At 63.9% G+C, this 12042-nt stretch carries 13 protein-coding genes; 10 read left to right on the top strand and 3 right to left on the bottom strand.

The window, feature by feature from the left end:
• The first annotated feature begins 3 nt into the window (after window positions 1-3).
• The 4 genes from FIU86_RS06965 to FIU86_RS06950 all read left to right on the top strand — a co-directional run bounded on the left by FIU86_RS06965 (window position 4) and on the right by FIU86_RS06950 (window position 3361).
• Entirely contained in the window at window positions 4-780 is a 777-nt protein-coding gene (locus FIU86_RS06965) for an ABC transporter ATP-binding protein (protein WP_152474413.1), read from the top strand.
• A gap of 29 nt (window positions 781-809) precedes the next feature.
• Window positions 810-1532 (top strand): transporter substrate-binding domain-containing protein, encoded by a 723-nt coding sequence (locus FIU86_RS06960; RefSeq protein WP_152474412.1) that lies wholly within the window; start codon window positions 810-812, stop codon window positions 1530-1532.
• A 138-nt stretch (window positions 1533-1670) separates the two neighbouring features.
• Window positions 1671-2555: an ABC transporter permease gene (locus FIU86_RS06955; protein WP_152474411.1), complete on the top strand. Its 885-nt coding sequence runs from the start codon at window positions 1671-1673 to the stop codon at window positions 2553-2555.
• Entirely contained in the window at window positions 2555-3361 is an 807-nt protein-coding gene (locus tag FIU86_RS06950) for an ABC transporter permease (RefSeq protein WP_152474410.1), read from the top strand. Before FIU86_RS06955 ends, FIU86_RS06950 begins: the two co-directional genes overlap by 1 nt.
• Window positions 3362-3406: 45 nt before the next feature.
• Here the strand turns inward: FIU86_RS06950 and FIU86_RS06945 are convergent, their stop codons facing one another.
• Genes FIU86_RS06945 through FIU86_RS06935 form a run of 3 tightly spaced genes read right to left on the bottom strand, consistent with a single transcriptional unit; the run spans window position 3407 to window position 5254 of the window.
• The gene (locus FIU86_RS06945) at window positions 3407-4204 is read right to left on the bottom strand and encodes a DUF4336 domain-containing protein (RefSeq protein WP_152474409.1); all 798 of its coding nucleotides are present in this window, start codon (window positions 4202-4204) and stop codon (window positions 3407-3409) included.
• A gap of 5 nt (window positions 4205-4209) precedes the next feature.
• Entirely contained in the window at window positions 4210-4755 is a 546-nt protein-coding gene (locus FIU86_RS06940) for a peptidylprolyl isomerase (RefSeq protein WP_152474408.1), read from the bottom strand.
• Entirely contained in the window at window positions 4748-5254 is a 507-nt protein-coding gene (locus FIU86_RS06935) for a peptidylprolyl isomerase (RefSeq protein WP_152474407.1), read from the bottom strand. Before FIU86_RS06935 ends, FIU86_RS06940 begins: the two co-directional genes overlap by 8 nt.
• 130 nt (window positions 5255-5384) lie before the next feature.
• Between FIU86_RS06935 and pgk the strand changes: the two genes are divergently transcribed.
• The 6 genes from pgk to FIU86_RS06905 all read left to right on the top strand — a co-directional run bounded on the left by pgk (window position 5385) and on the right by FIU86_RS06905 (window position 12042).
• Window positions 5385-6569 (top strand): phosphoglycerate kinase, encoded by a 1185-nt coding sequence (pgk, locus tag FIU86_RS06930; protein WP_152474406.1) that lies wholly within the window; start codon window positions 5385-5387, stop codon window positions 6567-6569.
• Between the two features lie 120 nt (window positions 6570-6689).
• Window positions 6690-8288 (top strand): hypothetical protein, encoded by a 1599-nt coding sequence (locus FIU86_RS06925; RefSeq protein ID WP_152474405.1) that lies wholly within the window; start codon window positions 6690-6692, stop codon window positions 8286-8288.
• A gap of 40 nt (window positions 8289-8328) precedes the next feature.
• Entirely contained in the window at window positions 8329-8784 is a 456-nt protein-coding gene (locus FIU86_RS06920; RefSeq protein WP_152474404.1) for a hypothetical protein, read from the top strand.
• A 76-nt stretch (window positions 8785-8860) separates the two neighbouring features.
• Window positions 8861-9754: a fructose bisphosphate aldolase gene (locus FIU86_RS06915; RefSeq protein WP_152474403.1), complete on the top strand. Its 894-nt coding sequence runs from the start codon at window positions 8861-8863 to the stop codon at window positions 9752-9754.
• Between the two features lie 89 nt (window positions 9755-9843).
• The gene (locus FIU86_RS06910) at window positions 9844-11160 is read left to right on the top strand and encodes a glutamine synthetase family protein (protein ID WP_152474402.1); all 1317 of its coding nucleotides are present in this window, start codon (window positions 9844-9846) and stop codon (window positions 11158-11160) included.
• 204 nt (window positions 11161-11364) lie between these two features.
• The gene (locus FIU86_RS06905; RefSeq protein WP_152474401.1) at window positions 11365-12042 is read left to right on the top strand and encodes a type 1 glutamine amidotransferase; all 678 of its coding nucleotides are present in this window, start codon (window positions 11365-11367) and stop codon (window positions 12040-12042) included.

Genomic DNA, 12042 nt, shown 5'->3' with positions numbered 1-12042 from the left:
CCTTTGCCTGACGAAAAACCCGTCATCGAGATCCGCAATCTGCACAAGGCCTATGGCAGCCTTGAGGTCATCAAGGGCGTCGACATCACGGCGCTCAAGGGCAGCGTGGTGTCGCTCATCGGCTCCTCAGGGTCTGGCAAATCCACGATTTTGCGCTGCGCCAACCTGCTCGAAGACAGCCAGCAGGGAGACATCCTGTTCAAGGGCGAGCCGGTGATCTGGAAAGGATCTGGCCTGAATCGACACCCGGCAGACTCCAAGCAGGTGCTGCGGATCCGTACGAACCTGTCGATGGTGTTCCAGCAGTTCAACCTGTGGGCGCATCTGACCATCCTGCAAAACGTGATGGAGGCGCCTGTGACCGTGCTGGGCCGCCCAAAGGCAGAGGTCGAGAAGGCTGCGCGCGGATATCTCGAAAAAGTTGGCATCGGCGACAAGTGCGATGTCTATCCCGCACAGCTGTCGGGCGGTCAGCAGCAGCGCGCCGCCATCGCGCGCGCGCTTTGCATGGAACCCGAGGCGCTTTTGTTTGACGAACCCACCTCGGCGCTCGACCCCGAACTGGAACAGGAAGTCGTGCGCGTGATCAAGGACCTGGCCGCCGAGGGGCGGACCATGATGATCGTGACCCACGACATGAAGATGGCCCAGGACGTGTCCGACCACGTCATATTCCTGCATCAGGGCCTGATCGAAGAAGAAGGTGATCCGGAGACGCTCTTCGGGTCCCCGAAATCCGAGCGGCTGCGTCAGTTTCTCAGCTCGACGATGGCCGCCTGAACCAAAAGAACCAAGCAAGGGAGACACTTATGAAAAAGCTAGTTCTTTCCACACTTGCCGCAGCACTTGCCGGCGGCATGGCGATGGCCCAGGACAAGACGATACGCCTGGGCACCGAAGGCGCCTATGCGCCGTGGAATTTCGTTAACGACGCTGGCGAGATCGACGGCTTCGAGCGCGAGCTGGGCGACGAGCTGTGCACGCGGGCCGAACTGACCTGCGAATGGGTCAAGAACGACTGGGATTCGATCATCCCCAACCTGGTGGGCGGCAACTATGATGCCATCATCGCGGGTATGTCGATCACCGACGAGCGTGACGAGGTCATCGACTTCACCCAGAACTACACGCCGCCGGACCCGTCAGGCTATGCCGCCATGTCCGACAGCGTCGATTTAGAGGGCGGCGTGATCGCCGCGCAAACCGGTACAATCCACGCCGGTTATGTCGCCGAATCCGGTGCGACGCTGGTGGAGTTCGCGACACCCGAGGAAACCATCGCCGCCGTTCGTAACGGCGAGGCCGACGCGGTTCTGGCCGACAAATCCTTCCTTGCGCCCATCGTGGCCGAGGACAGCGATATGATGTTCGTCGGCGACGACGTGCCGCTGGGCGGTGGTGTGGGCATGGGCCTTCGTGAGTCCGACACCGAGCTGAAAGAAACGTTTAACGCCGCCATCCAGTCGATGAAGGACGATGGCAGCCTGAACGAGCTGATCAAGAAATGGGAAGTCGCCTCGACTTTCGAATAAGCTGAAACAGTCGCGCCCCGGGCATTCCGGGGCGCGCGCTTTGGGCCGGACGGGGACACATGGCCGACACCACGCGCATCTTCACGCCCGGCGTCACGCGCGGGCCTTCGCCCTTGGGCCGGGCCGCGGAGACCCGCGATGTTTGAGTTCTGCACCGACCCCTCGGTCCTTGGCGATGTTCAGTGGCTTGCCTGCTATCTGACCACCGCCAAACACGCCAATCTCTACTTTGCCGTCGGGCTTGTGCTGGTGCTGCTGGCCATCACGGCGCCTACTGCATTGGCCTTCGGCTTCGGTGCCGCCACCGCCGCACGCTCAAAATTCCGGCCCCTGGCGTGGCTGGCACATGGCTATATCAACCTCGTGCGCGGCGTGCCCGACACAGCGTTTTTCCTATTCTTTGTCATCGCGTTGGACCAGGGGTTTGAATGGGTCCGGCACAAGATCAAATGTCCGGACTGGGACCAACCCATCCGCCAAGGCAACGACTTCATCGTATGCCAGGCCGCCAAGATGCCCTTGGGCGAGGCGGACCAATGGGTGCACGAGATCTACGGTTTCTTCCTTGCCGTGCTGACCTTTGCGCTGGTGTTCGGCGCATTCGCGGGCAACGTGATTCACGGCGCGATGCGCACCGTGCCGCGCGGCCAGATCGAAACCGCCGAGGCCTACGGTATGACCCCGCGCCAGAGTTTCTGGCGCATCCTCGTGCCGCAAATGTGGGTCTATGCCCTGCCCGGGCTCAGCAATGTCTGGATGGTGCTGACCAAGGCAACTCCGCTTCTGTTCCTGCTGGGCGTCGAGGATATTGTGTACTGGGCGCGGGAACTAGCCGGAACCGCGCTGCCGAAGTTCACCGATTACCCGCATGGCGACTGGCGTATGTGGTATTTCCTGGCGCTGCTGGTCTTTTACCTTGGCCTGACGCGGGTGTCCGAGATCGTGCTGGACCGGCTGATGATCAAGTTGTCGCACGGCCAGGCCACGACAGGCGGCGAAGCCCTGCGAAAGGCGGCGGCGTGATGAGCTGTTGGCAAACCATCCAGGATTACGCGCTGCGCTCCATCGGTTTGGGGGAACGCCTGTTGCCGCGCGAGGACTTCACCCTCTGCCAGCAGGTCACGCTGATCGGTTCGGGCATGATCTGGAACATCTATTTCGGCGTCCTGGCGATCATCCTCGGCTTTGGCCTCGCGACACTGGTGGCCGTGGGCAAGGCTTCGCCCAACCGCCTGCTGCAAAAGCCATCGGCTTGGTTCATCTACATTTTCCGGGGTTCGCCGCTCTTCATACAGTTCTTCTTCGCCTACGCGGCCTTTCTGAACCTCAAGTCCGTTTATCCGGTCTTTGATGCGTTTACAGCTGCCTGGCTGGGCGCGTTGATCGTGCTTTTCCTCAACACCGCCGCCTATTCGGGTGAGATCTTCTACGGCGCCTTGCGCTCGATCCCCAAGGGCGAGGTCGAGGCGGCGGATGCCTACGGGTTCTCGGGGTTCACCCGGTTTCGGCGGATCATCTGGCCCACCATGCTGCGTCTGGCCTGGCCCGCCTACACAAACGAGGCGATCTTTCTTTTCCACGCGACCACTCTGGTCTTCTTCTCGGCCTTCCCGGCGTGGCAGCAACGGGGCGACGCGCTCTATTACGCGAATTACTTCGCCGACAAGACGTTCAACCCGTTCGTGCCGTACCCGATCCTGGCAGGGTATTTCATCCTGCTGACACTGGCGGTGATCTCCGTCTTCGGCCTGGCGAACCGGCGGCTGAACCGTCACCTGCCCCAGGAACGCCGCGCCCGCATGCGGTTTCGCCCGAACATCATTCGCTGAGGCCGATCCAGCTTTGCAGGACTGCGCCAACCTGCCGCGCCCGCCCTAGGTCGGATCGTCGTCCCTTTCGCGGGCTTTCATGTCCCGCATCGCGCGATCCCATTGGCGCGGCGCCAGCAACTTGCGAAAGGCGCGCTCCAACTCTGCCGTGCCGTCGCGATCATACCAGCGCCCGTGGGCGATGATCACGCGCCGCGCGCCCCAGCCGACAATCGTCTCGATATCCTCGGCGAACGCCTGTTTGTCGCTAAAGGTCCAGCGGATCAGCGGCGGTGTCTTGCCGTCGTGATCGTCGATCCCGTTCAGCCACACGAAGGGCCGGCACCGGGCCGGCAGCTTGCCGGTCTCGAAAGCCTCGATCAGGTCGGTCAGGATGGTCGTGGTCGACGACTTGTGAAAGAACGCGAGCTCCTTGTGCGTCCGGCTGCCGCGCACCAAAAGCTGGTCGATCTGCTCGGCCCAGGGTTCTTGTGCCTCTCGGGGCTGTAATTCCTGCCCGTTCGGCAGGCCGACCCCGTGCTTTGCCGCCCGTTCCTTCGTACCCGGTGCCATCCAGAAGGCCGCGTCGGGATAGGCACGCGCCCATTCGGGAATGTGCAGAAAGTGGAACTGGTTCGGCGCAACGAGATGTCGCACCGGCCCCAGCACCGCCAGGGCATCCTTCAGATCGTTGGTGAGCGGGGTCGGAGAATGCACCCACAGGTCGCCGTTCTCCAACTGAATCACCGTGGCGCGGGTGGGAAAAGGAAAGCCCATCACCGTCACCGGCGCACCGTCGATGATCCAGATGCGGTCGGCCACGGGTTTGAGCACATTCAGCGGCTCGTACCCCGTGGCCGTCACGCGCCTTACTCCGTCACCGTGACGGACACCATGCGGTCCGGCTGGCCGATGACGGCGCCGTTCGGGCCCTCGCCCCGCTTGATGTCGTCCAGCACGTCCAGCCCCTCGGTCACGCGGCCCACGACGGTGTATTCCCCGTCAAGAAACGGGCCCGGCGCGAACATGATGAAGAACTGGCTGTTGGCACTGTCGGGGCTCTGGCTGCGGGCCATGCCGACAACACCGCGGTCAAAGGTGATGTCCGAGAATTCGGCGGCCAGATCGGGGCGGTCGCTGCCGCCGCGCCCGGCCATGGACATATCGCCGCCCATCTTGCCGAATTCGACGTCGCCGGTCTGCGCCATGAAGCCGTCGATCACGCGGTGGAAGACGACGTTGTCGTAGGCGCCTTCGCGGGCCAGTTCGGTGATCTGTTCGACATGGCCGGGGGCCACGTCCTCCAGCAGGTCGACCTTGATCGTGCCGTTGGCCTCGCCCGCGACCTCGATTTCAAGGCCAGTGGCAAAGGCCGGTGCGGCCAGCAGGGTGAAAAGTGCAGAGAGCTTAAGCATCGGCGGCCACCTTCACGCTGATCATCCGGTCGGGGCTTGCGGGCGGCTCGCCGCGGGTGATGGCGTCGACATGCTCCATCCCCTCGATGACGCGGCCATAGACAGTGTATTGCCGGTTGAGGAAATGGTTGTCCGAGAAGTTGATGAAGAACTGGCTGTTGGCGCTGTCGGGGTTCTGACTGCGCGCCGCGCCCAGCGTGCCGCGATCATGCGGGACGCCCGAGAATTCTGCCTTGAGGTTGGGCAGGTCGCTGCCGCCGGTGCCGGCGCTGCGGATATTGAAATCCTTTTCCATGTTGCCGTTGGCCACATCGCCGGTCTGAGCCATGAAGCCGTCGATCACCCGGTGAAAGGCCACGTTGTCATACTGGCCGGAACGCGCCAGTTCCTTCATGCGCTCGCAATGGCCCGGAGCCACGTCGGGCAGAAGTTCGATCGTCACGGTGCCGTCCTTCAGCTCCATCAGGATCGTGTTCTCGGGGTCTTTGATCTCGGCCATGCGGGCCTCCTTGTTGACTTGGGTTGGGCAATACCTAGGCGCTCAGCCCGGGATTGCCAAGCCAGAGCTTGACGCCCCTGCAAGGTCGCGCCAAAAGGCCGGCGACTGCCACCCGAAAGGAAACCAAGCGATGGCCTGGAAGACGCTCGATGACATGGACCTCGACGGCAAGACCGTGCTGACACGGGTGGATATCAACGTTCCCGTCGAGAACGGGCGCGTCACCGACGCCACGCGGCTGGAACGCATCAAGCCGACCATTGACGCCATCCTCGCAGCGGGCGGCAAGCCACTCTTGCTGGCGCATTTCGGGCGTCCCAAGGGCAAGGTGGTCGACGCGATGTCACTGCGCCAGGTGGTGCCCGCCCTGCAACAGGCGACGGGGCATACCGTGCAGTTTATCGAAACGCTGGAAGGCGCCGAAGAGCCCACGGCAGAAGCCAAGGCGGCCGAGGTGTTGCTGCTGGAGAACATCCGCTTTCATCCGGGCGAAGAGGCGAACGATGCCGACTTTGCCGCGCGCCTTTCAGGTCTTGGCGATGTCTATTGCAACGATGCCTTTTCGGCCGCGCACCGCGCCCATGCCTCGACCGAGGCGCTGGCCCGCCACCTGCCCGCCTGCGCGGGGCGGCTGATGCAGGCCGAACTGTCGGCACTGGAAGCGGCACTCGGCAATCCCGAACGGCCCGTCGTGGCTGTGGTGGGCGGGGCCAAGGTCTCGACCAAGCTGGACCTGCTGGGCAACCTCGTCGAGAAGGTGGACAAGCTGGTGATCGGCGGCGGGATGGCCAACACGTTCCTGGCCGCGCAGGGTCTGAGCGTTGGCAAATCTCTGTGCGAGCACGAGATGGCCGACACAGCGCGTGACATCATGGTCAAGGCCGGCGGCGCGGGCTGTGAGATCCTGCTGCCCGCCGATGTCGTGGTGGCAGAGGAGTTTCGCGCAGGCGCCGCGCACCAGACGGTTCCGGCCCATGCCTGCCCCGACGATGCGATGATCCTGGATGCCGGGCCGCAGGCTGTCGCGCGCATCACTGCCGCTCTTGACACGGCGCGGACGCTTATCTGGAACGGCCCGCTGGGTGCCTTCGAGATCGAGCCATTCGATGCGGCCACCAACGCCGCCGCCGCTCATGCCGCGCAGCGCAGCCGTGACGGAAATTTGACCTCGGTCGCAGGGGGCGGTGACACCGTGGCGGCCCTCAACCAGGCGGGCGCGACCGAGGATTTCACCTATATCTCCACCGCCGGTGGCGCGTTTTTGGAGTGGATGGAAGGTAAAACGCTGCCGGGTGTGGCCGCCCTGGGCGGCTGAGACCGTCCTGGCCGCCATTGGGCGCCAGGCTTGCTTTTCAAAGGTATGGAATCCCGGACTGTGGTATCGTTCGGTGCGGGCCTAGCCTGCCCCAGCACGTTTTCACCGGGGGAGCCCATCATGCGTCGTTTCACACCTGCCATCGCGGCTGTCTTTTGCCTTGGCCTTGCCACGCCGGGCGGCGCGGAAGGCGACCCGAAGCCAAGCCTGCTTGACCTTGTCACCGTCGACGGTATCGCCGAAAGCCTGGCCAGCATCGCCATATCGGCGCTGCGAACGCAGATGGAGGTCGAGTACGAGCATCTGCAGACCGATATCCTGCGCGGGACCGTGGCCTTGACCGGGGTGACCCTGCGCCCGCAACTGCCCCACGACCGCGCCCGCCAGTGCGAGATCACAGTCCAGAGGGTCAGCGTCGATCTGGGCCAGCCGGCGGCGGCGTTCGGCGTGGCCACGATTTCAAGCACGATGGTCGGGGCCAATGCCGCGATTGCCTGCGTGCCCCGCGATGTGGGGCTTGGCCTGCGTTCGGCCGGGTACAACGCGATCGAGGTGGATCGGCTGACCTATGAGGCCGAGTACGTGCACAGCACCGGCGAGATCCGGGTCAACGGCTCGGCGGCGGTGAACGATCTGGCGATCCTCGACCTGGAGGCGGCCGGGGCGGTCCTGCCGCGGCTGGACCAGTTCGGCCTGCCGGGCGATCCGGCAATCCGCGTACGTCGTGCCGTTGTTGGCCTGCAGGATCAAGGCGGGTGGGATCGGCTATCGTCGCTTATCCCCGAGAACCTGCGCCAGCCCGAGGTGATCCAGGGGCTTGGAACCGAGGAACTGACCAACATGCTCAGCAACAACGGCACCCGCGCCCTGACCGCGACGGAGCGGCGGTTCATCGACGACCTGATGGAGCATGTGGCCGGCTTTGTGCGCGAGCCCGGGGAGATCACGATCGAGGCTCAGCTGCCCGAAGGCGGCATAGTGCTGGAGCCCGAGATCTACGAACGCCCCGAGGAACTGTTGCAGGCGCTGGCGCCTGACGCGCGCATTGCGCCGCTGGCGCAATCCGAACTGCTGGATGCCGGCATTTTGGCGCGGCTGGATAGCGGCGACGTAAGTGCGACCGAGCGGCTGACCCTGGCGCGCGCGCTTTTGAACGGTAGCGGGGTGCCCCGTGCCGAGGCGCTGGTGCCCGACATCCTGTCGCCGCTGGTCGAGGGCGGCGGTGCCGAGGCCGCCGAGGCCGCTCTGCTGACAGCGCAGGCGCAGGCCGGAACCGACCCGGCGACCGCCTACCGGAATACGCTCATCGCGTCCGCGGGGCGACAGCCCGGTGCGATTGCCATGCTGGACCGGTTGGAAGAGCGGCTCACCACGTTGCAGGTCATCGCGGCGCAGGACGCGCATCTTCAGGCGCAGGGCGCTGGCGCCGACCTGCTCCCGGGCGACGATATCCGTGCGGTGCGGGCGCGGGCGCTGGCCTATTTCACCGGGCTTGGCGCGCCCCGCTCGTACCGGCAAGCCTATTACTTCGCCCTGATTGCCGAAGCGGCGGGCGATATCGGCGCCCGGCCCCTGCGCGAAGATATCGAGAACCGTTTCGAGAATCGCGGCGCAGAGCTGCGCGCGGCATGGGCGGACTTGCGGTCCGAAATCCAGACCCGCGCGCTGGCGAACTGGATCGAGCGTGATCTGGCCGACCGGTACTCCAAAGCGGACTGAGCTTGCGACGCGTTCTGCTTATCTGCGGCCTGCCCTCATTATGTCCGCGCTGGCGTGGCGCGCGTGGGACAGGTATGCCCGCGGCCTGCTCTATCCGTGGGTCGAGGCGCTGATCTATCCCGCCAACCCGCATGACGGGTTCTACGTGATGGACCGCAGAAGGACCGCGGACGATCCGCTGGCGGATCGTATAACCCAGACGATTAAGCGCGGGTCCGCCACCCCGACACTGCTAATCCGGCAACATCGCGCCTTTTTCAACGAGCGGTTGGCGTATAGCCCGGTTGCCATCGGCCTTCTGTCGCTGGAGGTCTGCTTGCGCGACGACAGAGCAATCGAACTGAATTACACGAATGGCTGGGCCGTCCGCTACTGCCATCATGACAGTGCCGACCCGATCGTACTTATCCCGGACGGCGCTGGGCGGCTGACATGCCAGGGCTGCACGACATGGGGGCTGCCGATGCATTACCTGCGCGCGGACCCGCCGCGTTAGCGCCACCGAGCATTGCGCGGCACGCGGCGCTCACGTATGACACAGGCAAATATGATTTACCGGCAAGAGGGATGGCATGTCGAAGGCTGAACAAACGGAGCAGGTGCGCGCAGGGCAAGGGTTTATCGCGGCGTTGGACCAGTCAGGCGGATCGACCCCAAAAGCGCTGCGCCTTTATGGGGTCGAGGAAGATGCTTACGGCTCGGACGAGGAGATGTTCGATCTGGTCCACGACATGCGGACCCGTATCGCACAGGCCCCCGCCTTTACCGGCGACAAGGTGCTGGGCGCGATCCTGTTCGAGATGACCATGGACCGCGAGATGGGGGGCAAGCCGTCTGCGCAGTACCTGTGGCAAGAGCGCGGCGTGGTGCCTTTTCTGAAGGTGGACAAGGGGTTGGCGGACGAAGCTGATGGCGTTCAGCTGATGAAACCGATCCCCGACCTGGAGATCCTTCTGGGCCGCGCAAATGACGCGGGCATCTTCGGCACCAAGATGCGGTCGGTGATCAATGCGGCCTCGCCCTCGGGCATTGCCGCAGTGGTTGACCAGCAGTTCGAGATCGGCAACGTCATTCTCGATCATGGGCTGGTGCCGATCATCGAGCCGGAAGTGACCATCTCGATCAGTGACAAGGCCGAGGCCGAGGCGATCCTGCGCGACGAGATCGCCAAGCATCTGGACAAACTGCCCGAGGGGCGCGAGGTGATGTTGAAGCTGACGCTGCCCGAGACATCGAACCATTACAAACCGTTGGTGGACCACCCGCGCGTGCTGCGGGTCGTGGCGCTGTCGGGTGGGTATTCCCGCGACGAAGCCAATGACCGGCTGTCGAAGAACACCGGCATGATCGCCAGTTTCTCGCGCGCGCTGACAGAGGGGCTGTCGGCACAGCAGTCCGACGCAGAGTTCAACGATACGATCGCGGCGTCGATCGACAGCATCCATCGAGCGTCAGTTTCGGGGTAACCCTCTGGAATTGAGTATTTTTGCAAGAAAAAGCCGGGCGGTCGAATGTATCTGGCCGCCGGCTTTCTTCTTGGATAAAGAAGCGCCTCATGGACCTTTCGACATACCAGACCTTTCGCGTGGCGGCGTGCGACCTGAACGGGCGCATGCGCGGCAAGCGCGTGCCGGGCGACTATGCCGGCAAGCTGGACAAGGGCGCGATCAGGATGCCCATCTCGGCGCTGAACCTCGACATCTTCGGGGCAGATATCGAGGACAGCCCGTTGGTCTTCGAAACCGGGGACGCCGATGGCATCCTGCTGCCCACCGGTCGTGGCGCCCTGCCGCTGCCCTGGCTGGAAACCGAACAGCCGCTGGTGCCGATGGCCATGTATCACGAGGATGGCCAACCGTTTGAGGGCGACCCGCGCCACGCCCTGGACGCTGTACTGGCGCGCTATGCCAAGCGGGGATGGCGCGTGGTGGCCGCGACCGAGCTGGAATTCACCCTGGTCGATGACAGTGACGATACGCTCAGCCCGGTTAAGAACCCCCTAACGGGCCGTGAGATCGGATCGGAAGAGATCCTGTCCTTGGCGCAGCTGGATCTGTTCGACCCCTTCCTGTCAGAGCTTTACGAGGCCTGTGCGGCCATGGGCATCCCTGCCCAGACCATGACCAGCGAAAGCGGTGTGGGCCAGTTCGAGATCACGTTGAACCATCAGGACGCGATGCGAGCCGCCGATGATACGTGGCTGTTCAAGCGGCTGATCCGCAACCTGGCGCGCACGCACGGGTTCGCCGCCACCTTCATGGCCAAGCCCTTTGCCGACGATGCGGGCAACGGGATGCACCTGCATTTCTCGGTCTGGGACGAGGCCGGCAAGAACGTTTTCGACAATGGCGGGGACGAGGGAACATCCCTTTTGAAACAGGCGGTTGCCGGGTGCATCGCAGCGATGCGGGAAAGCACGTTGCTGTTTGCACCCCATGCCAACAGCTATGACAGGTTGGTGCCCGGCGCCCATGCGCCGACGGGGGTGGCCTGGGCCTATGAGAACCGGACGGCGGCCATTCGGGTGCCGGGGGGCAGCCCCAAGGCGCGGCGGATCGAACACCGGGTCGCGGGGGGCGATACCAACCCGTATCTGACCTTTGCGGGCGTGATGGGTGCAGCGCTGACGGGCATCGAGGACGCGTTGGAACCGCCCGAGCCGATCACGGGAAATGCCTATGATCTCAACCTCTTGCAGCTTTGCGAGGACTGGGAGAGCGCGATTGACCTGTTTGAGTCGGCGCCCATTCTGGCGCGGGTATTTGACCCGATGCTGATCCAGAACCTTGTGATGACCAAGCGGCAAGAACTGGCACTTTTCGCCGAGATGGACCCGGCGGAGCAGTGGAAAATCTACCTTGAAACGGTCTGAGCGATTGAGAGATTAACGCCGCAAACCCATGTCGGTATCGCGTCGGTATACAGGTGGTATCGCGGCGGTATTTTTTTGAAACCGAAATCGTTAACCCGCCGGACGCGCGGACCCCGTGGCGTGGGCGCCGGAAATGGCCTAGAACGGCCTTGAACGGGCCGATTGGCTCGGCTAGCGTTAATTTGATCAAATTTCTGGTGTGACATGAAAATCGGCATCCTGATGACCGGCCACGCCCTGCCCGACCTGATCGAGAGCACGGGCGATTATGACGCGATGTTCGCCGACCTGCTGGGGCGGGACGGCTTTACCTTCGAGCGGTATGACGTGGTGGACGAGGTTTACCCCGAGAGCCCCGACGACGCCCATGGCTGGTTGATCACCGGCTCCAAGCACGGCGCTTACGAGGACCATCCGTGGATCAAGCCGCTGGAGGCGTTCATCCGGGATATCCGCGACGCGGGCAAGCCACTGATCGGGGTGTGCTTTGGCCACCAGATCATCGCGCAGGCCTTGGGCGGCAAGGTGGTCAAATTTCCCGGTGGCTGGTCCGTGGGGCGCACCGAGTACCAGATCGAGGGCAAGCCGATGGCGATGCACGCCTGGCACCAGGACCAGGTGGTCGAGCTGCCCGAGGGCGCCGAGGTGATCGGGCAATCGGAGTTCTGCGAGAACGCGGCGCTGATGATCGGGGACAGGATCCTGACGATCCAGCCGCACCCGGAATTTACCGCGCATGTGTTGCAGACCATCATTGACCAGCGCGGCGCGGGTGTGGTGCCCGACGATCAGCTGGCCCAGGCGACCGCCAGTGCCGAGACGCCCACGGACGCCGCCGCCTTTGCCGAGCGCATGGCGGCGCATTTCAGGAAAGGGGCCTGA

Source organism: Roseovarius sp. THAF9 (assembly GCF_009363715.1).
In the GTDB taxonomy this organism is placed as follows: domain Bacteria; phylum Pseudomonadota; class Alphaproteobacteria; order Rhodobacterales; family Rhodobacteraceae; genus Roseovarius.
Note: the sequence above shows the minus strand (reverse complement) of the source record. Positions and strands in the feature narration are given on the sequence as shown.